Below are 20939 nucleotides of genomic sequence, written 5' to 3'. Positions count from 1 at the left end.
CTGAAACCTGAAACCTGAACCCTGAAGCCTAGACAGCCCCATGCTCCCCGTAGACAACGCCCTACCGGAACTGCTCGACACGCTCGAGCGGCACTCAACCGTGTTGTTGCAGGCTCCAACGGGCAGCGGCAAGACCACGCGCGTGCCGCCGGCCCTGCTGGAAGCCGGGTGGCGCAGGGGGCGGCGCATCCTCATGCTCGAGCCCCGGCGACTGGCGGCACGCGCGGCCGCGCGCTTCATGGCCGCGCAGCGCGACGAGCCGGTCGGAAGGACGGTCGGCTACCGCACGCGCCTGGACACCCGCGTGTCGGACACGACCCGCATCGAAGTGGTCACCGAGGGCATCCTCACGCGCATGATCCAGTCCGACCCCGGACTGTCGGACTACGCCGCGATCGTCTTCGACGAGTTCCACGAGCGGTCGCTGCAGGCCGACCTGGGCCTGGCCCTGGTGCGCGAGTGCCAACAGGCCCTGCGCGAGGATCTGCGCGTCGTGGTGATGTCGGCCACGCTCGACGCCGAACGGCTTTCGTCGCTGCTCGACGATTGCCCGGTGGTTGCGGCCGAGGGGCGAAGCTACCCGGTCGAGGTGCGGTACCGGCCGGCCACGCGGCAGCGCCCGATGGAGGCGCAGGCCGCCGCCGTCGTGCTCGAGGCGCTCGAAAGCGAGCCCGGCTCGGTCCTCGTGTTCCTGCCGGGCATGCGCGAAATGCGGCGGGTCGCCGAACGACTCTCCGGCCGGCTGCCCGGGGACGCGCGCCCGTACCTGCTCCACGGGCAGCTTGCGCCGGCCGAGCAGGACGAAGCCATCCGGCCCGCCCGGGCGGGCGAACGCAAGGTGGTGATCGCCAGCGCGGTGGCGGAATCGAGCCTGACCATCGAGGGCATTCGCATTGTCGTCGACGCCGGTTGGCAGCGCCGCGCCCGCTTCGACCCCAACAGCGGGATGACCCGCCTGGTCACCGAGCGCGTTTCCAGGGCGTCGGCCGAGCAGCGTCGTGGTCGGGCGGGGCGACTGGAACCGGGCTGCTGTTATCGGCTATGGACCGAAGCCGAGCAGGCCCGGCTGCAACCGCAGACGGCACCGGAAATTGCCTCGGCCGACCTGGCACCCTTGGTGCTGGAGCTGGCGCAGTGGGGCGTCAGTGATCCCCGGGAGCTGTCCTGGCTGGATCCCCCACCGTCCGCCGCGCATGACCAGGCCAGCGAACTGTTGCAGTCGCTCGACGCCCTGGGCGCGGAAGGCCGCATTACCGCCCACGGCCGCGCCATGCTCGAACTGGGCGTCCATCCGCGCCTGGCGCACATGGTCCTGGTCGGCCGCCGGCTGGGCCTGGCACGAACAGCGGCCGAACTCGCCGCCCTTCTGGGCGAGCGCGACCTCGGCGGATTCGGCGAGGCCGATCTGTCCCTGCGGCTGGCGCGCCTGCGCCGGGCCGGATCGAGAGCCGGCGGCCTGCTTGCACGGATTCGCAAGGCGGCCGACCGCCTGGCCGGAAGACGCCGCGACGAGCCGCAGACCCGGCTCGGCGTCGGTGCCCTGCTCGCTTCGGCCTGGCCCGATCGGGTCGGGCAATCGCGGGGCGGTCGGCGCGGACGATTCTTGCTCAGCAACGGTCGCGGCGCCTTTCTCGATGGCGCCGACCCCCTGGCCGGCAGCGAATTCATCGTCGCCTGCGATCTCGATGGCCAGGCCCGCGAAGCCAGAATTTTCCTGGCTGCCCCGGTGACCCGGGACGAACTCGAATCGGTGCTGGAGCACCGGATCCGAACGGCAGAAAAGGCCGACTGGGACGAGCGCCGCGGAACGGTCGTGGCTCGATGCGAACGCCGCCTGGGCGCCCTCGTTCTGGCGTCGACCGAACTCGACCGACCCGGGCCGGAAGCACTGCAGGCCGGTTTGCTCAGCGCCGTCGAACGCAAGGGAATCGAGACACTGCCCTGGACGGAGGCGGCCCGTCAATTCCAGGCCCGCGTCGCCCTGTTGCGCTCGCTATGGCCGGAAGACTGGCCCGCCCTGGACGACGCGACACTCGCCGCGACCCTGGAAGACTGGCTGGCGCCCTGGCTGGCCGGCCTGAGTCGCTGGCGCGACCTCGAGTCGCTCGACCTGGTTGCCCTGCTCTCGGCGCGGATCGGGCACGACCGGGCGCGTGACCTGCGCGAGCTGGCGCCGACTCACCTCAAGCTGCCTTCCGGCCGGAGCGCGCAGCTCGACTACCGCACGGAAAACCCGCCTTCCCTGCGGGTGAAACTGCAGGCCATGCTGGGCTGCCGCCGGACGCCCACTGTGGCGCGCGGCCGGGTACCGGTCCAGGTCCACCTGCTTTCACCGGCCGACCGACCGCTGGCCGTCACCGCCGACCTGGCGAGCTTCTGGAAGAATGCCTACCCGGAGGTGCGCAAGGACATGCGCGGTCGCTACCCCAAGCACAACTGGCCCGAGACCCCTTGACCACGCGCACGTCGAGGTCGGGATCAGCGGCGAACCACGTCCGCGGACGAAGCGTGCGAATCACTTTTCGAAGTAGCCGCCCACGGCATTGACAGCCCCGATGTGATCGGCGATCAGCTCATCCAGCGGCAGCGGCCTGGCGATGCCGTAACCCTGGGCGAAATCCACGCCGATCCGACGCAGCGCGTCAAAAGTGGCGTCGTCCTCGACGAACTCCGCGACCGTGCGCATGCCGACCTCGTGCGCGATGTCGTTGATGGCGGTCACCACCGCCCGGTCCACCGGATCATTGAGCATGTCGCGCACGAACGTGCCGTCGATCTTGATCAGGTCGACGGGAAGGCCCTTGAGATAAGCGAAGGAAGACAGGCCCGTCCCGAAGTCGTCGAGCGCCATGCGACAACCCATGTCGCGCAGGCGATCGACGAACCAGCGCGCCTGCGACAGGTTGCGGATCGCCGCCGTCTCGGTCACCTCGAAGCACAGGATGGAAGGGTCCATGCCGCTGTCGCGCGCCCAGGCGCCCACGCGCTCCAGAATTTGCTCGTCGCCGAGACTCATGCCCGAGAGGTTCACCGAACAGCTGGCCACGCGACCGCGCATGCGCCGGTCGCCCCGCAGCCATTCGAGCGTGCGCTCGACAACCCAGCGATCGATCCGCTGGACCATGTTGTAGCGCTCCGCGGCTTCCAGGAAAGCACCCGGCGGCAGCACCTGGTTGTGCTCATCGAGCATGCGCACGAGCACCTCGAAACGCAGATCGGAAACGCTCACCGAGGCGGCCGCCGGAACGATGCGCTGGGCGAACAGGCGCAGGCGATCGGCGTCCAGCGCGGACTGGATGCGACTGACCCATTTCATGTCGCCGCGCATGCGCTCGCTCGAGACGCGGTCGACATCGCCCACGTAGTAGCTCCCGCGACCCCGATCCTTGGCCTCGTAACAGGCGGCATCGGCGTAGCCCAGTGCATCGGCCGCCGAATCCACGCTCGAGACGAGCTCCACGAGGCCGATGCTCACCTGGATACCGAACCGCTCGCCGCCGTACTCGAAGCGAAGGGAGAGCATTTCGGCCTGCAGTCGCCGCGCGATCGACTCGGCGGATTCATCGGGCATCAGCTCGACCAGCAGCGCGAATTCGTCGCCGCCGACGCGGGCAGCGGCAAGGGCATCGGGCAAGGCGTCGCGCAGGAGCTGGGCGATGAGCTGCAGCAACTCGTCGCCGGCCTGGTGTCCCTGGGTGTCGTTGATCACGCGCAGGCTGTCGATGTCGAAAAGGGCGAGAACCTGTCGGCTGCCGCTGCGCCGCACCGCGCGCAGGCTGCGATCGAGCTCGGCCTCGAACCCGTGCCGGTTCAGCAAGCCGGTGAGCGGGTCGTGGTCGGAGAGGTAGGCCAGCTTCTCCGAGTGGTCGCGAAGCCGGGCCGCCATGACGCCCAGCTCGCGCCCGAGGGTCCCCAACTCGTCGCTGCCGCCCACCGAAGGCACCTGGGTGAAATCGCCCTTTCCGACCGCCCGGACGGAGTGGATGAGGTTGTCGATGCGGCGCAGCAACAGAGAACGCAGCAGCAGCCAGAAACCCAGTGCAACCAGCATCAGAAGTCCGACCCAGGTCAGCATGCGGCCGGCCAGGGCCTCGCGCTGCCGAGCGAGCTCGCCGGTGACGTCCACCACCAGGTAAAGCGTGCCTATCCGGGTCGTCACAATCCGGTCGGGAGAGATCGGCATGCGCAGCGGAAACCGCCCTCCCAGGCGCGCCCCGCCAACCAGTCTCGCGGTGGCCATGTCGCCCGTGGGCGACTGGTCCGGCAAGGCCCCGATCAACTCCTGTACCGGCTCGAGCTGGTCGCGGTGCCGGCCCACCGCCGAAGGGTGGCTCGAAAAGAGGACGCGCCCCTGGGGGTCAGTGAAGTCGATGCGCTCGACGACCGGGTTCGACATCGCGCGCTCGACGGCGGCCCGGGCTTCGGCCGGGTTGCGGTTGCGCAGCGCCGCTTCCACCTCCGCGCCGATGAAGCTGGCGGTGATCTTGAGCTGGCCGGCGCCCAGGTTCTCGGCATGGCGCTGAAGCGCCCGGTACTCGAGCATCCAGGCACTGGCCAGGATCACGCACCCGGTCAGGAAAATCAGCAGCGGAATCGAAAGACGCAGGGGAAAGGCGTATTTCACCGCGCTGCCGCCTGCTCGACGATCGAGGGATCGATGACGCTCTCCAGGCCCGGCGGGCGCTCCAGCATGCCGGCGGCGACCATCACCTCACACTGCTTCTCCAGGGCCTCGGCGATCCGCCCGTCCGCGGCGCCGAGCAGACGAACATTGTCCGCCAGGTCGAACAATTCGACACCCTCCATCGCCAGCATGAACTCCGCGGGACTGATCGGGTGTCGCTGCACCATCTCCGAAACCGTGCCCGCAGGGTCTGCCCGATACGCGGCCAGCGCGCGATCCAGGCCCTCCACCAGGTCCTCCAGGCGTTCGCGCCGCGCTTCGATGATGTCGTCCCGCACCACCAGCACATCGAGAATCTCGTCGGGAATCTGCCGGCTGCTGAACAGCTCCTTCGCGCCCAGGCGCTTGAGCTGACTGCGCGTGGGCTCGTAGGTCACAAGGGCATCGACCCGGTCTTCCTGCCACGCCCTGAAGTGTTCGGCCGTGTCGATGGCGACAATCTCCACGGCATCGCGATCGAGCCCCATCCGGTCCAGCGCTCGCTCCAGGGTGTAGAGTCCCAGTGGTGCGGCCTCGACCCCGACCCGGCGACCGGCCAGGTCCTGCGGCGAATCGATCCGCGGCTTGGCCAGCAGGACGTCGCCGCCCCGGCTCGAGTCGATCACGTACACGATACGCACACCGTCGACGTCGGGCGCCAGGCTCAGCACGAAATGGCTGGTGGTGAACATCGCGTCGAGCAGTCCGTAGCGGAAACTGCGCGCGACTTCCGAGGGCGAGTGAAAGGTGACCAGGCGCACATCGTCCCGGTCGACGAACTCCCGCTCGACTGCGAGATAGGCCAGGTCGTAGGGCGGCCAGACCAGGACGCCGACGCGAAGGGGCGGATCCGGCGCACGACACGCCCCGCCGACGAACACCACCAGCGCGACGGCGAACAGCCACCGGATGCGGCGCTTCAGGGCCGGAGCCACGGCGGCGTTCCTGGCGACATCGGCGCGATCCCCTCCTTGAATACTGCGCCCAGTCTATCCCAGGCCAGGCGCCCACGCGAACGGACGGGGGCGCACCGGGTGCCGGCCGGGCGGCGTTTGACACCCGTGGCCGGGCAGCGATAAATTGCACGCCTACGAAAATATTCGTTGCAGCCGTCCGCCTTCCGGAGCCAAGCGATGAGCACGACACCGAAACCCACGCCTTCCGAACTCAAGATCCTCAAGTTCCTGTGGCAGCACGGACCGTCGACCGTCCGCGAAGTCCACGAGGGCATCGGCGTGAGCGCCGGCCACAGCTACACGACGACGCTCAAGCAGATGCAGATCATGCACGGCAAGGGCCTGCTGGTGCGCGACGACTCGCAGCGCGCCCACGTCTTTCAGCCGGCGGTGGGCGAGGAGCCCACGCAGCGCGCGATGCTCGACGACTTCATGGATCGCGTCTACGAGGGATCGGCCTCGCAACTCGTCCTGCAGGCCCTGGGCACCTCGCGGCCCGCCAGTTCCGAGGAGCTCGAAGCCATCGAGCAACTGGTCCAGCGGCTGCGCAGCGAAAGCGACGGGGAAAGCGAAGCATGAGCTGGCTCGATCACGCCTTGGTCGAGGCACTCGGCCTGTCGCTGTTGCACTTCCTCTGGCAAGGCGCCCTCATCGGCCTGCTCTACGCGGCCTCGCTGCCCCTCATGCGAGGCGCGAGCGCACAGTCCCGCTATGTGACAGCGGTGATCGCCATGGCGCTGCTCGCCCTGGCGCCGCCGGTCACGCTGGCCGTCCTGCTCGACGGCGCGGCGGCGGCAACGAACGCTGCGGTCCCGAATCAATCGGCCGCGGTCTCGCTTTCCGGCCTCGCGGCGGGCGCCACAGACGGCCAGGCCACATCGATCATGCAGTGGATCGTGGCGGCCTGGCTGGCCGGCGTGATCGTGCTCAGCGCGCGCCTGCTGATGGGCTGGCAGTTTCTTCGCAGGCTCAGGCGAAGCGCCGACCGCGTGGCGGCCGAATCGCTTGCACCGCGGCTGACCGCACTCGCCCGCCGCCTGGCGATCGGCCGCCCGGTGGCCGTCGCCGTGTCGGACGGTATCCGCTCGCCGGTGGTCATCGGCTGGCTCAAGCCGCTGGTCCTGCTGCCGCCGGCGGTCATGACCGGCCTGCCGACGCGCCAGCTGGAGATGGTGCTGGCACACGAGCTGGCCCACGTGCGCCGTCTGGATCACCTGGTCAACCTGTGCCAGACCGTGGTCGAAACCGCTCTCTTCTACCACCCGGTGGTCCGCTGGGTTTCCCGGCGCATCCGCGTCGAGCGGGAAAACGCCTGCGACGACCTCGCCGTGGCGGTCACGGACGACCGACTGGCCTACGTGGAAATGCTGGCGTCACTCGAGAAACTCCGTTTCCGGGGCCCGCGCCTGGCCCTGGCTGTCCACGACGGACAGATGCTCAGCCGCATCCGGCGCCTGGTCGAGCGCGGCCGGCCCGACCGCCAGCTCGGCCTGACCGGACCGGCGATGCTGCTGGCCCTGGTCGTGGCGGCGGTCGGCGGACTGCAGTTCGTCGGCGACGAGACCGAACGGCCGGCGAACGAGCCCCCGAGCGAATCCGTCGTGACGGAGGTCGAGCCGACCCGTGCTTCGGACACTGCACCGGCTCGATCGCAGGAGACAACGCCCCCGCCGGCCAGGGCGGCCAGCACGGAGGAAGACGCCCGGCCGACACCGGCGGCGAACGAGCCCGCAAGGGTCGCGCAGTCCGTGCCTGACGTCGACTCGCCCGACCCGATCGGGACGCCGGCCGAACTCGCAGGCGGTTCGGATCCGGCGCCCGTCTCGTCCGAGCCGCCCGCGCTGCCGAAGATGGAAACCGACCGCCTGCCGCCGGCCTCGGAATGGATCGATCGATCGGTTGCAGCATCGTTGGAGCAATCGGCCGGCCGCGAACTGGCCATGCTGGAACGACCCGCCCTGGCCGTGCCGGAACTGCCCGCGGCGCCGCGGCCCCAGGCCAAAGCGGCCGAAGCGGCACGGCCCGCCGGCGGCAAGCTGCTCGAACGCATCGAGCCGGAATACCCGGTGCGCGCCAGGCAGCGCGGCATCGACGGCAGCGTCGAGGTGGAATTCCTGGTCACCCGAGACGGCAGCGTCAGCGACGTGCGCGTACTCGACGAGACGCCCCGGGGCCTGTCGTTCGGAGAATCGGCGCGCGAGGCCATCGCGGACTGGCGTTTCGAACCCTTCCGGGAAAACGACCAGCCCATCGACCACCGCGTGCGCCTGGAGGTCACCTTCGATCTCGGCGACGAGCCGGAGCGGGAGTGCCGCAAGGTCATCGGATCGCGCATACCGCGCTGCTACTGAGGCTGGGTATTCAGCCGCCGCTCAGGTTGTCCGGATGAGCCGCGGTACAATGCCCTGAAACTGCCTCGTGGGCTGGCATGACTGCGTGGCCGTTTGCGTTACCTGAAACATGTCGACAAGAAATTGCCGGGCCGAGGCCCGGTTTCCCCAAACCCGAGGAGTGACACAATGATTGCACGCACGCTTGCCGCCGCCCTGGCGCTTGGCCTGGCCACCGTCGTCGTCGCCGAGACGCCGAACATCGAGCCCGGCCTGTGGAAGTACGAAAACAGCATGACCTTCTCCGGCGATGTGCCGATCCCGGACCAGAACCAGACCAGCGAAGAATGCGTGACCGCCGAGGACATCGCCGAGGGCGACGCCTTCCTCGACGACGTCGACGAGTGCGAGATCACCCACAAGGACCTGCGCCGCGACGGCATGGACTACTCGATGGTATGCACCCAGCCCGACGGCACCCAGATGACCATGGATGCCGAGATGCAGTTCGCCGGCGATACCGCCAACGGCACCATCAACGGCAACATGGAAACCCCGATGGGCGCCATGCAGATGACCATCACCGTCTCCGGCCAGCGCATCGGCGACTGCCCGGCCGAGTAAGCTCGGCACGCATTCCCCGAGCGCATGGGCACCTTACGCGGGGCGTCGAAAACGGCGCTCCTGGTCTACTGCCTGACGATTTCGGCCTCGGCACTGCCCGGGGCCGTTCAGTTTGAAGACATCACCGCCGACAGCGGCCTCGTTTTTCGCCACGACAACGGGCTCAGCGGCGATTGGCACTACCCCGAGATCGTCGGCGGCGGCTGCGGCCTGGTGGATTACGACGGCGACGGCCGACTCGATATCGTGCTCGTACAAAGCGGCGCGGTTCCGAACAAGCGCCACGATGCCGAGCCGCCAGTTCGAGAAGCCACCCGGCTTTACCGCAATGCATCCTCAAGCGACCGGATCCGCTTCGTGGACGTCACCGCCGAATCGGGCCTCGACGCCCGAGGCTACGGGATGGGCGTGGCCGCCGGCGACCTGACCGGAAACGGCCACCCCGACCTCTACATCACCAACTACGGGCCCAACAGCCTCTGGCGCAACAACGGCGACGGCAGCTTCACCGACATCAGCGAGTCCTCCGGCACGGCCCACGCGGGCTTCGGCGCCAGCGCATCGGTCGCCGACATCGATTCGGACGGACGGCTCGACCTGTTCGTCACCAATTACGTGGACTACGACCCGGAATCCAACCCCACCTGCCTGGCCGAGTCCACCCGGCGCGACTACTGCGGTCCGGGCGTGTTCGAAGCCGCTCGCGATGTGCTCTACCTCAACCAGGGCAACGGGCGCTTTGACGACGCCACAATGGACTGGCTCGGCGACCACCCGCCTCTGCGCGGCCTGGGTGTGGCCGTGGTCGACCTGGACGGTGACGGCCGGCGCGATGTGTTCGTGGCCAACGACGGCGACATGAACCAGTTCTGGCGCAACGAAGCCGACCGTTTTTCCGAACAGGCCCTGTTGACCGGCACGGCGGTCAACCGGCATGGCCAGATGGAAGCCGGAATGGGCATCGCCGTCGCCGACGTCGACGGCGACGGCGACTGGGATCTGCTGCTCACGCACCTGACCGGCGAGAGCAACACGCTCTATCGCAACCGGGGACAGGGCGATTTCTTCGACGACACCGCGGCCTGGGGCCTGCACGCGACCACGTTGCCGTTCACCGGTTTCGGCGTTGCGCTCGCCGACTTCGACCGCGACGCGCTGCCCGACCTGATGATCGCCAACGGCGCCGTACGCGTCATAGAGGCACAGCGCCAGGCCGATAGCCGATTCCCGCTGTCCCAGCGTGACCTGATGCTTCGCAACACCGGATCGCGGCGCTTCGAGCAGGTCATGGAAGGCGATCCCGCGCTGGCGCCGGCCGTCGGACGCGGACTGGCCACCGGCGACATCGACAACGACGGTCGCCTGGACGTCCTGATTTGCAACAATCACGACCGCCCCCGGCTGCTGCACAACCGGGCGCCGACCACCGGCAAATGGCTAGGGGTACGTCTGGTGACCGGCGAGCCGTCGCGCGATGCCCTCGGCGCCGAGGGCCGGCTCACACAAGGGCAAGGCCAGCGACAGCGAGCGGCAACGGATGGCAGCTACCTCTCGGCCCGCGATGCTCGCCTGCTGTTCGCACTGCAGGGTGAAGACGAAGCCGCTTCGGTGGACGTCACATGGGCCGACGGAACACGGGAACGATTCGAGGCCCTGTCGGCCGGCAGCTACCACACGCTGGTCCAGGGCGAGGGCCAAAGGCCTGCGCCGTGATCCGGCGCCGACTCCTGATCGCGGCCATCCTGGTCCATTCGATAGCGCCGACCGCGCAGGCCGCGCAGATCGAACACCCCGACACTGCCGGCATGGATCCGGCGCTCGCAGCGCAGATCGAGTCGGCGCGCGCTCTGGTCGAACAATCGAGGGACGCCGGCGCCGCCACCCTGGCCGAGGCCTGGGGCGAACTGGGCATGCTCTATCAGGCCACGGGATTCGAAAACGTGAGCCTGGCGGCCTACCAACGAGCAGCCGAAACGGATCCCTTCGACGGTCGCTGGCCCTATCTGAAAGGCATCATTCTCGGCCAGCGCGGCGAAACCGACGATGCGCGCCGGCAGTTTCTCGAATCCATCGCCCTCAACCCCGCACTCGCCGGGCCCGGCTGGACGCGGATCGGACGACTTTACCTGGACGCCGGTCGCGCCGAACCGGGAGTTCGGGCATTTCAGCGTGCCCTGGAGATTGACGATGGCGCGCCGGCGGCGCTGGCCGGCATGGGCGAGGCCCGTCTTGCGCTGGAACAATACGAGCAAGCCAGAGAGTTTCTCGAAAGCGCCCTGGAAGCCGAACCCCGGGCCGATCGGCTGCACTACCCGCTGGCCATGGCCCTGCGGGGACTCGGCGACCCGGATGGCATGCAGGAGCACCTCTCCAAGGCCGGCCAGATCGGCATCACGCCCGACGATCCCGTAGCCGAATACCTGGCCGCCCACGCGGCCGGCTCGCGGATCCATATCCTCCGCGGCCGCAAGGCCTGGTCGGCCGGGGACGTCGCGGGCGCGGCCGACGCATTCACGCGCGCCGTCGAAGCCGACCCTGCAAGCGCCGTCGCCTGGACCAACCTGGGCACCGCCCAGGCCGAACTGGGGCAGCTGCAGTCGGCACGAAAGAGCCTGGCGCGGGCGCTCGAGCTCGAGCCGGGCGCCGAACGGGCGCGGGAGAACCTGGTCGCCGTGCTGCGCCGCAACGGGCAGCCACAGGAAGCTCTGGACACGATCGACTCAGCACCGGGCAGGACCGAATCGGTGCGCTGGCGGCTGATCGAAAGCGCCCGCATTCACTTCGACCTGGGCGATCCCGACACGGCCGCCGACCAGCTTTTGCAGGCGCTGGAGAACGAGCGCGATCTGGAGATCTGGAGCGAGGCACTGACGGCCCTGGTGGAAGCCGAACGCCGTGAGGAGGCTTATGCGCTTGCCACGCACGAGGACTTGTCGGATGCCAGCGACACCGTGCTGGCTGCGTGGGTCGACGCCCTTGTTCGCGCGGCGGAACCGGAGTCGGATGACCTTTCGCTGGCCGCGCGGCTGAGCGAGCGTCTCTACGAGCGAAACCGTGCAGAGCAATTTGCGGCCCTGCATATAAACACCCTGCTCAAACGCCACGCGCGCTGCCGTGAAGCCCTGGCCTGGATCTCCTCTCAGATAGCGCGCGGAGACACCGCGCAGGCGCTGCGCGCCATGCTCACGCAATGGTCGCTGGAACTGGCCGGATCGCCGGAGTGCGGCGCCCCCGAGGCGCGGCCCCGTTCCTGACCCCCGCTCAAGGCTGTTCGAAGCGATCCCGGAACAGGATGCCGGGAACGACCGTGCTGCCGTCGACCACCAGCGCGAGCATGTGATAGCCGGCATCCATGGGCTGGATATCGACGGGACGATCGAGGCCCAGCGCGAACTGGCCGAAAAAGCCCGCAGCGCTCGCACCGCCGATACCCGCGGCCCAGATCACTTCGCCATCGTCACTGCGACTCGCCCCGTCGCCCGGTGCGTAAAGGCAGCAATCGCCATTGCTGTAGGTGGCCAGCGTATCGAGGGTGGCAGTGGCCGGATCGATCGCGACCAGGCTTCCTGAGTCGGCAAGCGCAGTCTGCATCATGACCTCGACCCGCCCCGTGGCGCTGTCATAGAGCATGAACCCCGGACGGCCGGTCGGCAGTACGGCTGCCTCGCTGACCGCGCCGCTGCCCAGGTCGAACTCGAGCAGCGACCAGTCCGTGGCGCCGAAGGAGCGCCCGGCAACGAACAGCCGTTGGCCGGCGGAATCGATGGCTGACACCCCCGCGATCACCTCGCAGCAGTCGGTTTGCGCTCCCCCGAGCGTGCTTACCGCGCCGCTGACGGGGTCGATGGCCAGCAGCGTGGTTTCCGGTTCGTGGCGCAGAGAGATCAGGCGGGCGTTCTGGTCGTCCCAGGCAAGCACCGATCGCGGCACCTCCGCCAGGACCACGGAGTTGACCAAAAGACCGTCGAACCCCAGCTCGTGCAGGCTGGTGGATCCCGCGGTGGCGCCGGCGGTCCACTCACCCACGACAAAAAAACGCTCTCCCGCCGTATCCGTCACGGAAAGCCCGGTCGGCACCAGACAACAGTCGGCGGCGCTCGCTCCCGCCGGCGTGACCGCACCGGTGTCGGAGTTGATGGCGACCGCCTGGAGGCTGCCGTCTGCGGTGTCGTGCACCAGCCCCACCAGTTCGGCGGTAGCCGGCGCCGCCGCTAACAGAGCGGCCAGGCCGCACAGAGCCACCCGCACGAATCGACCCGCGAATTCCTGACGCATTGCCATAATTCTGCCTCAGTGAGTCGGCTGCACGTCGAGCGCGGCTTCGATGCGTTGCAGACGCCGCTCCAGGTCCGCGATGGTGTTGTCGCGTCGCTCGATTTCTTCGCGCAGGGCCTGAGTGGCGCCGAGTGCAATGCCGGCCATATCAGTGGGACTGATATGCCGTGCGTCCCCGCCCAGCCCGAAGGCGGCGTGGAAATCCTCGGCGGTGGGACCGAAGTGCCTGGCTCCCCGGTCACCTTCCTTGTACTGCCAGAATCCCAGCCAGAGCTGTTCGATCCCATCGAGCAGAGTCGATGCATCCGGGCGTTCGAAGCCCGTCTTGGCCGCTCGACTGGAGAGCTGGTAGAGCGCACCGTCGATGCGGGCATCGCCGACGACGTGAAGACGCGCTTGCGGCGAAAGAACCCCTATACCGACGAAACTGTCATCGCTGACAACCAGCGCATTGCTGTCGGCACCGGGCCGGACCCTGAACGGCAGGGTGCTGCCGTTGGTTACGTCACGGACGAAAAAGCTGGTCTCGTTGCCGGCGATATCCCAGGATTGCGCGGCGAATCCGGAGGAAGTGTCCTGCTCCAGGCGGAGGGCGGGCGAATCGCCATCGCGAACGTGCAGTTCAAGAGCGGGCGTGGGCGTACCGAGACCGACATCGCCGTCGTTGGCGATGAACAGGGAGTTGCTGGGCGCGTTGCCGTCGATCCGAAACGGTGTGGATGCGGGCGCATCGTCGCCGTTGCCGTTCGAACCGGTCCCGAGCCAATCGATGGCGAACAGATTGGCGCCGCCGCCGGTACCCTCGTTGATTCGAATCTGCCAGTCGCCGGCGGGAAAACCCGCCAGGGTGCTGTCGTCGAGGAAGGCGATCCGCAATCGATCCTCACGCAGCCTGATGGTATCGGCGCCGTAGGATTCGGAATCGGCGCAGTCGAAACCGACGCACAGGCTGTTGCGAACCGTCAGATCGCCGGTCAGCGGCGCAGCCTGCGGAGTGGGGGTGCCGCTGGTTCGTTCGATCTCGCCGGCCGGCGCCACGCCATCTTCCAAGACACCGTAAACCGAGCCTTCCACGACCCGGAAGCTGCCCTGAACGCGAGCCCCCCGGATATCGGCCATGGTCGGCAACTCTCTATCCTCCTCGCGCGCACGTTCGAGTTGCGAGCGCTGTTCGTCGGTCAACCGGGGAGCGAGACTGATTTCCCACAGATAGGCCCCATCCGGCAGGGCTTCGTCACCGATACCGAAGGCAATCTCGTCTTCGTCGACACCGACCGAATGGACCTCGATACGACCATCGGGTCGAACGACCCGCAAGCTCGCACCGCCGTGCTCGGCGTCGAGCTGCCAAAGCAACGCGTCCGGGGTCAGTTCGGGTTTCTGGGAGACGCTGACGGAGGCCGCGACAAGCGCGGTGGGCAGCGACGCGGAAAGAGCGAGGATCATCCCCGCAAGCAGGTTCTTTTTCATTGCTGGTTGTCCCGGGGTTGCGGTTCACTCGTCATCAATAACGAGAATCCATAATACATCCTGCCAAACCTTTTGCATCTGCGCTTCCCGCGGATCAGGGCAACTGCGTCGCCAGCGCCCCCACGTGCACTCCCGGGTTGAAGTAACGCGTGGTGATGCCGCTGGCGGCGAAGCGCTCGGCGCTGACCGGTTCGATCTCTCCGCCTTTCCGGGCCTGCGTGACCGACCACCAGCCCGAGGGGTAGCAGGGCTGCGGAAACCCGAGCGTCCGGATGGTCGAAAACCCTGCCTTGTCCATGTTGTCGCGAATCCCGGCGATGAGCTTGCCGTGCAGCAGCGGCGACTCGCTTTGCTGCAGGAACATCCCGCCGTCGGCCAGCGCCCGGTAGCAGTCGACGACGAACTCGGGACCGAACAGGCCCTCGGCCGGACCGATCGGGTCGGTGGAGTCGACGATGATGACGTCCATGCTGCCGGGCTCCAGGTTCTTGACGTGCGCCAGGCCGTCATCGAAGAGCAGCTCGGCGCGGGGGTCGCCGTTACGCTCGCACAGCTCGGGAAAATACTTTTCCGACAGCCGGGTGACCTGCTCGTCGATTTCCACCTGGGTGCAGCGCGCCACCGAATCGTGCGCAAGCACCTCCCTGAGCGTTCCGCAATCGCCGCCGCCGATAATCAGCACCCGCTTGGGCTCGGGGTGAGAGAACAGCGCCGGATGCGTCATCATCTCGTGGTAGAGAAAGTTGTCCCGTGTGGTCAGCATGACAAAGCCGTCGATGACCATCAGGTTGCCCCAGTGGCTGGTGCGGTAGACGTCGATGGTCTGGAAGTCGGTCACTTCGCGGGCCAGGTGCGCCTCGATGGACCAGGACTCGGCGCTGCCGGCCTCGGCGTTGACCTCGGTAAACCACTTGCGGTCGCTTGGGAGCATGTTGATTCGCTCGGGCTTGGATTCAGCGCAGATGTTAACCCGGATGATTGCCCTGCTTGCCCGCTACAATTGGCGCCATGACCGACAAGACCATTGCCCGCGCCCGCCGTCGCTACGCCATCGATCGCTGGTCGGAAGGCTACTTCGACCTCGATGGACAGGGCCGCCTTCTGGCCTGCCCTGACCGCAAGCGGCGGCTCGCGCTGACCGATATCGTCGAGCGGGCGCGGGCCGACGGCCTGCGCCTGCCCATGCTGCTGCGCTTTCCCGACATCCTGCGCGCCCGCGCCGGGCAGCTCAGGGAAGCCTTCGAGACCGCCATCGACGAACTCGACTACGGCGGGCGCTACAACCTGGTCTACCCGATCAAGGTCAACCAGCAGGCCAGCGTGGTGCGCACCCTGTCCAGGGTCGACGGGCTGGGGCTGGAGGTCGGCAGCAAGCCGGAGCTGATCACCGCCCTGGCCGTCAGCCGCCCGGGCAGCCTGATCATCTGCAACGGCTACAAGGACGCCGCCTACATCCGCCTGGCCTTGAGCGGGCTCAAGCTCGGGCTCAAGCCGGTGATCGTCATCGAGAAACCCGGCGAGTGGCCGCTGATCCGCCGAGAGGCCGAGCGCCTGGGCGTGACCCCGGAGGTCGGCGTGCGCCTGCGTCTGTCCTCACTGGGGACCGGCAACTGGCAGAACACCGGCGGCGAGCGGGCCAAGTTCGGCCTGGCGGCCAGCCAGGTCCTGAAGCTGGCCGAGGAGATGCGCTCGAGCGGCTGCCTCGACTGGCTGACCCTGCTGCACTTCCACATGGGTTCGCAGATTTCCAACCTGCGCGACATCCAGCGCGGCGTGCGCGAGGCCGGCCGCTACTTCGTGGAGCTGGTGCGCGCCGGTATCGCCATCAAGCGCCTCGACATCGGCGGCGGACTGGGCGTGGACTACGAAGGCGGCGGCACGCGCAGCTTCTGCTCGATGAATTACTCGGTGGGACAGTACGCCCATGCCATCGTCGGCGGCATCGCCGAGCTGTGCCGCGAGCACGAACTGGCCATGCCGGACCTGCTTTCGGAATCGGGCCGCGCGCTGACTGCGCACCACGCCGTGCTGGTCACCAACGTCACCGAGACCGAAACCCTGCCGCGCGACGCCCATGGCGGCGGCGAGGACGACCCGCCGGTCATCCGCGGGCTGTCCGAAGTGCTGGCCCAGGCCGACGAGCGCGAGCCCGAGGAGAGCTTTCTCGAAGCCGAGCACCTGCTCGAGGAAGGCCGGAACCTGTTCCTTTACGGCGACCTGCCGCTGTCCGATCGTGCCCGGCTGGAGCCGATCTACAACGCCATTCTCGAGCAGCTCTCGACCCAGCTCGATCCCGAGCACCGCCGTCACCGCGAACTGGGCGAGCGCATCCGCTACCAGCTCTCGGCCAAGTACTTCATCAACCTCTCGATCTTCCAGTCCCTGCCCGACATCTGGGCGATCGACCAGGTCTTTCCCATCCTGCCGCTGAGCCGGCTCGACGAGGAACCGACCGAGCGCGCCGTGCTCGAGGACCTGACCTGCGATTCGGACGGCCGCATCGACCGCTACGTCGACCGCGGCCTGCTCGAACCGACCCTGCCGGTCCACCGCATCAAGCCGGACGAGACCTACCTGCTCGGCATCTTCATGGCCGGGGCCTACCAGGAAACCCTGGGCGACATCCACAACCTGTTCGGCGACACCGACAGCATCGACGTCCATCTCTGCGATGGCGGCTTCCGGCTGGACAACGCCCGCGCCGGCGACTCCGCCGACATGCTGCTGGAACTGGTCGGCTACAATCCGCGCGAACTGATGACCGCCTGCCGCGCCCGCGTGGCCAACGCGGGCCTGGGGCGCGAAGAGGCCGAGGACCTGGAACGGCTGCTGGCTGAAGGTCTGTCGGCTTATACCTACCTGGAAACCTAGGTTTCTTGGGGTTCGGGGTTCCGGGGGTTGGGTGGGGCGTCAGGGTGTGGGGGCTGAAGGTGGAGGTTAGGTTTCAGGTTTCAGGTTTCAGGTTTCAGGTGAAGAATCCTGGGGCAGGGGCGGCACGACAACATTGGAGTAGGCGAGTATGAAAACGGGCTGGATCGGACTGGGTGCCATGGGCCTGCCCATGGCCGGGCATCTTCACCGCGACGGGCACCTGGCGGCCGTTTGGAACCGCTCGGGCCAGAAAGCCCGGGACTTCGCCGCCGAACATGACGGCATCACGGCCGCGGACTCGCCGGCCGCGCTGGCGGCATCGGTCGACGTGATCTGCCTGTGCGTGTCCGCCGACGACGACCTGCGCGAAGTCGTCGCGGCGATGCGCGAGGCACTGCGTGCCGGCCAGGTCGTGATCGACCACTCCACGGTCGCGCCGATCACCGCTCGCGAACTCGCCGAAGACCTGGCCGGGCTGGACGTGGCCTTTGTCGACGCGCCGGTGACCGGCGGCGTGGAAGGCGCGAAGAACGGCCAGCTGGCCGTGATGGCCGGGGGCGACGAGAACGCGATCGAAAAGATCCGCCCCGTCATCGACAGCTACGCGCGCGTCATGCGTCACCTGGGCCCCTCCGGCGCCGGCCAGTCGGCCAAGGCGGTCAACCAGCTGATGGTCGCCGGCATCGCCGAAGCGGTCTGCGAATCGCTGGCCCTGATGCAACGCCTCGACCTGCCCAGCGAACCCATGCTGGAATTGCTCGGCGGCGGCGCGGCCGGCAACTGGTTCCTCGACAAGCGCGGCCGCACCATGCTGGCCGATTCCTTCGAAACGGGATTCGACCCGAAACTGCTGCTCAAGGACCTGAAAATCTGCGACCACCTCTGCCGCGAAGCCGGCTTCGACTCCGCCGTGCTCCGGCAGGCCCTGGGCGATTACCAAGCGCTGGTAAATGCCGGCGAGACGGGCCGGGACATCTCGGCGCTGTTCCGCCACAAACACTGAACGGCCGGGCCGCGGACCGTCCGCGCTGCGGCTTTGCGAGCGAAAACACGACACCGGGCACCGAGGGCGGGATGCATCCGCGCCCGGCATCCGATATCCTCTGGCGTTTCGTCAATCCGATATCACCCTTGGGGGCGTCCCACCGGGCGAAACACGAGGAGCTCCACCCAAATGCAAAGAATCTTCATCGCGCTCATTCTGGGCGTTATCTCGGCCACCGCCTTCGCGGCCGGCGATCGCCAGCCTCCCATGAGCTGGCAGACCGATGCCGACAGCCTGTCGGGCGACCTTCCGGCCGAAGTCTTTCCTTCCATCGATCCGGTCCAGCTGCGCGAGCGGGACGCCGACCCGGCCAAGCTGGGCGAGCCGCTCCAGTACGCCGAGCCCTTCTCCAGCCGCGCGACGCTAGCCGACAGCGGCCGCTGGGCCACGCTGCCGAACGGCGACCGGATCTGGCGCCTGGCCATCGAGGTGCCGGGTGCAACCGACCTCAGCTTCGGGTTTACGGACTTACACCTGAGCGAAGGCGCGCGCCTCCACATCTACGACGCCGCACGGACGTTCTTCCAGGGCGGTTGGGACAGCGACCGGAACGCCGACCACGGCGAATTCTGGACTCCCGTGATTCCGGGCGATTCTGCCGTCATCGAAGTCTTCGTGCCGGCCGGCGTCGCCACACCCGAGCTCACCCTGGCCCAGGTCTCTGGCGGCTACCGTGATTTCTTCGGTCGCCAGGGCGGCCCCTACATGGTTCGGCAGGGCAGCTGCAACAACGACGTCGTCTGTCCGGAGGGCGATCCCTGGCGCGACGAGATCCGAAGCGTCGGCGTCTACACGCTCAACGGCATCTGGACCTGCACCGGCACGCTGATCAACGACGTGCCGACCTCGCTCACGCCCTGGTTCCTGACCGCCAACCACTGCGGCATCAGCACCGGCAACGACCAGTCGATGGTCGTCTACTGGAATTTCGAATCGCCCACTTGCGGCGCGCTCAGCGGCGGTTCGCTGGCCGACAGCCAGTCAGGCGCCATCTACCGCGCATCCCGTTCGGACGTCGACATGGCGCTCGTGGAACTGGAGGAGGAGCCGCCCGAGGCCTATAACGTGCACTACGCCGGCTGGGATCGCACCAACACCCAACCCGGCGGCGCGGTCGCCATTCACCATCCGAGCACCGACGAGAAGGCGATCAGCTTCGCCGAATCCAATCTCGACACCACGGCCAGCTGCATCGGCGGCCCGGGCACGCCGAACACCCACTGGGAAATCCCCTTCTGGGACGACGGCACGACCGAGCCGGGCTCTTCCGGCTCCGGCATCTGGCATCCCCAGAACAAGCGCCTGGTCGGCTTTCTCTCAGGCGGCCTGGCCGCCTGCGGCAACCAGGAATACGACTGCTACGGCAAGTTCGCGATCGCCTGGGACGGCAGCGCCGCGGCCAGCCGCCTGCGCGACTGGCTCGATCCCGGTGGAACCAATCCGGACGGCATCGACGGTACCGACCCCGCCTCCTGGGATTTCGATCTCGCCTCCGACAGCCTGGCCCAGTGCGGCTTCGACCCGCTCGATATTCCCGTGAGTCTCAGCGTCTCGGGCGGCTTCTCGGACCCGGTCAATCTGTCCACCTCCGGAACGCCGGCCGGCACAACCGCGTCCTTCTCGGTCAACCCCGTAACCCCGCCGGGAAGCACCACCCTGACGCTGGATAACCTCTCCAGCGCCGGCACCGGCACCTTCCAGTTCGAGCTGGCCGGCAGCGGCGGCGGCATCGACGTCTCGCGCAACCTCTCGGTGACCTTGACCGATGCGGCGCCTGCGGCCGCCACCATCACCGGCCCGGCCGACGGCGCCATCAACGTGCCGGCCACGCCGACGATCAGCTGGACTTCGGTGGCGCAGGCCGCGGAGTACCAGCTCGAAATCGCCACTGACGCCGCCTTCAACGATGTCGTCTATTCGGCGGTCGAAGCCGCGACCCAGCACACGGTGAGTGCCGCGCTCGACACCAACACCACCCACTACGTGCGCGTTCGCGCCGGCAACCAGTGCGGAGACGCGGCCTGGTCGGATGCGACGAGCTTCACCACCCAGGCCGGCCCGGGCGATTGCCCGCTCGGCACCGAGACCCAGAATCTCCTGTCCGAGGGCTTCGAGGACGCCGGCATTCCCGCCGGCTGGAGCACGGCGGGCTCGAGCGGCAGCGTCACCTGGATCGCGTCTGACGCTCGTGCCTGGGAAGGGTCGCGCTCGGCTTTCGCCGAGAGCGTATCCGGCACGTCCGACCAGCGCCTGGTTTCGCCGCAGATCGCCCTGCCCGCCTCGGCGGTCGGCGTCTACCTGAACTTCCGCACCTGGCAGGACATCGAGTCTTCCTCCGGCGGCTGCTTCGACGGCGGCATCCTCGAGATCTCCACCGACGACGGCAACAGCTGGGCGCAGGTTCCGGACTCGGATATCCAGGTCCGGGCCTACGACGGGGTGATCGAGTCCGGCTCGAGCAATCCGCTCGAAGGCGCGTCGGCCTGGTGCGGCGACCCGCGCGACACCTGGGAGCGCTATTCGGTCGATCTCTCCGACCAGGCCGGTGAAAGCGTGCGACTGAGATTCCGCTTCGGCAGCAACGCCATCATCCGGCAGATCGGCTGGCACGTCGACGACCTGCAGGTCGACGCCTGCAGCCAGCCGCCCCAGATTTTCCTCGACCGTTTCGAGGCGCCGCCGGCGCCCTGAGGAAACGCCGAAGG

14 protein-coding genes are annotated in these 20939 nt (G+C 68.0%); 9 read left to right on the top strand and 5 right to left on the bottom strand.

The features are described 5' to 3' along the window. Positions 1-40: 40 nt before the first annotated feature. On the top strand, positions 41-2455 hold the full coding sequence (gene hrpB, locus DZC52_RS00170) for an ATP-dependent helicase HrpB (protein WP_116649099.1): 2415 nt from the start codon (positions 41-43) through the stop codon (positions 2453-2455). A 60-nt stretch (positions 2456-2515) separates the two neighbouring features. On the opposite strand, the gene DZC52_RS00165 is transcribed toward hrpB, so the two are convergent. Together DZC52_RS00165 and DZC52_RS00160 are read right to left on the bottom strand one after the other, a co-directional pair. Continuing rightward, positions 2516-4624 carry a putative bifunctional diguanylate cyclase/phosphodiesterase gene (locus DZC52_RS00165; RefSeq protein ID WP_116649098.1) on the bottom strand — a complete coding sequence of 703 codons (2109 nt, stop codon included), beginning with the start codon at positions 4622-4624 and terminating at the stop codon, positions 2516-2518. Next, positions 4621-5598, bottom strand: a complete 978-nt coding sequence (locus tag DZC52_RS00160; RefSeq protein WP_181918687.1) for an ABC transporter substrate-binding protein — start codon at positions 5596-5598, stop codon at positions 4621-4623. The genes DZC52_RS00165 and DZC52_RS00160 overlap by 4 nt, the downstream gene beginning before the upstream one ends. Positions 5599-5796: 198 nt before the next feature. Between DZC52_RS00160 and DZC52_RS00155 the strand changes: the two genes are divergently transcribed. From DZC52_RS00155 to DZC52_RS00135, 5 genes are all read left to right on the top strand, one after another. Beyond that, positions 5797-6198: a BlaI/MecI/CopY family transcriptional regulator gene (locus tag DZC52_RS00155; RefSeq protein WP_116649096.1), complete on the top strand. Its 402-nt coding sequence runs from the start codon at positions 5797-5799 to the stop codon at positions 6196-6198. Beyond that, positions 6195-7970: a M56 family metallopeptidase gene (locus DZC52_RS00150; protein ID WP_116649095.1), complete on the top strand. Its 1776-nt coding sequence runs from the start codon at positions 6195-6197 to the stop codon at positions 7968-7970. Before DZC52_RS00155 ends, DZC52_RS00150 begins: the two co-directional genes overlap by 4 nt. Before the next feature lie 168 nt (positions 7971-8138). Continuing rightward, positions 8139-8573 (top strand): DUF3617 domain-containing protein, encoded by a 435-nt coding sequence (locus DZC52_RS00145; RefSeq protein WP_116649094.1) that lies wholly within the window; start codon positions 8139-8141, stop codon positions 8571-8573. A gap of 24 nt (positions 8574-8597) precedes the next feature. After that, a complete protein-coding gene (locus DZC52_RS00140) occupies positions 8598-10286 on the top strand; it encodes a CRTAC1 family protein (protein ID WP_116649093.1) in 1689 nt (562 codons plus the stop codon). Further along, positions 10283-11827, top strand: coding sequence for a tetratricopeptide repeat protein (locus tag DZC52_RS00135; protein ID WP_181918686.1), 1545 nt, complete (start codon positions 10283-10285; stop codon positions 11825-11827). Before DZC52_RS00140 ends, DZC52_RS00135 begins: the two co-directional genes overlap by 4 nt. A 7-nt stretch (positions 11828-11834) precedes the next feature. Here the strand turns inward: DZC52_RS00135 and DZC52_RS00130 are convergent, their stop codons facing one another. From DZC52_RS00130 to speE, 3 genes are all read right to left on the bottom strand, one after another. Beyond that, complete coding sequence (locus tag DZC52_RS00130) at positions 11835-12848, bottom strand: hypothetical protein (protein WP_116649091.1); 1014 nt, start codon at positions 12846-12848, stop codon at positions 11835-11837. A gap of 15 nt (positions 12849-12863) precedes the next feature. Beyond that, positions 12864-14318, bottom strand: a complete 1455-nt coding sequence (locus DZC52_RS00125; protein ID WP_147307559.1) for a tail fiber domain-containing protein — start codon at positions 14316-14318, stop codon at positions 12864-12866. Between the two features lie 94 nt (positions 14319-14412). Further along, complete coding sequence (gene speE / locus DZC52_RS00120; protein WP_116649089.1) at positions 14413-15249, bottom strand: polyamine aminopropyltransferase; 837 nt, start codon at positions 15247-15249, stop codon at positions 14413-14415. Between the two features lie 77 nt (positions 15250-15326). Here speE and speA point away from each other — a divergent pair, with 77 nt between their 5' ends. The 3 genes from speA to DZC52_RS00105 all read left to right on the top strand — a co-directional run bounded on the left by speA (position 15327) and on the right by DZC52_RS00105 (position 20925). Further along, positions 15327-17189: a biosynthetic arginine decarboxylase gene (gene speA, locus DZC52_RS00115; RefSeq protein ID WP_116649088.1), complete on the top strand. Its 1863-nt coding sequence runs from the start codon at positions 15327-15329 to the stop codon at positions 17187-17189. Positions 17190-17337: 148 nt separating this feature from the next. After that, on the top strand, positions 17338-18192 hold the full coding sequence (locus DZC52_RS00110; protein WP_116649087.1) for an NAD(P)-dependent oxidoreductase: 855 nt from the start codon (positions 17338-17340) through the stop codon (positions 18190-18192). A gap of 171 nt (positions 18193-18363) precedes the next feature. Next, positions 18364-20925, top strand: coding sequence for a fibronectin type III domain-containing protein (locus DZC52_RS00105; RefSeq protein WP_116649086.1), 2562 nt, complete (start codon positions 18364-18366; stop codon positions 20923-20925). The last annotated feature ends 14 nt before the right edge of the window (positions 20926-20939 follow it).

It is taken from the genome of Wenzhouxiangella sediminis (genome assembly GCF_003410055.1).
GTDB classification, from domain to species: Bacteria; Pseudomonadota; Gammaproteobacteria; order Xanthomonadales; family Wenzhouxiangellaceae; genus Wenzhouxiangella; species Wenzhouxiangella sediminis.
The sequence above is the reverse complement of the archived record's forward strand: the minus strand, read 5'-3'. Positions and strand labels throughout refer to the sequence as shown.

Excerpts from the sequence above, each read along its gene's own strand:
- DZC52_RS00155 (WP_116649096.1), top strand. The coding sequence starts at position 5,797 with ATGAGCACGACACCGAAACCCACGCCTTCCGAACTCAAGATCCTCAAG.
- DZC52_RS00125 (WP_147307559.1), bottom strand. The coding sequence starts at position 14,318 with ATGAAAAAGAACCTGCTTGCGGGGATGATCCTCGCTCTTTCCGCGTCG.
- speE (WP_116649089.1), bottom strand. The coding sequence starts at position 15,249 with ATGCTCCCAAGCGACCGCAAGTGGTTTACCGAGGTCAACGCCGAGGCC.
- DZC52_RS00130 (WP_116649091.1), bottom strand. The coding sequence starts at position 12,848 with ATGCGTCAGGAATTCGCGGGTCGATTCGTGCGGGTGGCTCTGTGCGGC.
- DZC52_RS00150 (WP_116649095.1), top strand. The coding sequence starts at position 6,195 with ATGAGCTGGCTCGATCACGCCTTGGTCGAGGCACTCGGCCTGTCGCTG.
- DZC52_RS00145 (WP_116649094.1), top strand. The coding sequence starts at position 8,139 with ATGATTGCACGCACGCTTGCCGCCGCCCTGGCGCTTGGCCTGGCCACC.
- speA (WP_116649088.1), top strand. The coding sequence starts at position 15,327 with ATGACCGACAAGACCATTGCCCGCGCCCGCCGTCGCTACGCCATCGAT.
- hrpB (WP_116649099.1), top strand. The coding sequence starts at position 41 with ATGCTCCCCGTAGACAACGCCCTACCGGAACTGCTCGACACGCTCGAG.
- DZC52_RS00110 (WP_116649087.1), top strand. The coding sequence starts at position 17,338 with ATGAAAACGGGCTGGATCGGACTGGGTGCCATGGGCCTGCCCATGGCC.
- DZC52_RS00140 (WP_116649093.1), top strand. The coding sequence starts at position 8,598 with ATGGGCACCTTACGCGGGGCGTCGAAAACGGCGCTCCTGGTCTACTGC.
- DZC52_RS00105 (WP_116649086.1), top strand. The coding sequence starts at position 18,364 with ATGCAAAGAATCTTCATCGCGCTCATTCTGGGCGTTATCTCGGCCACC.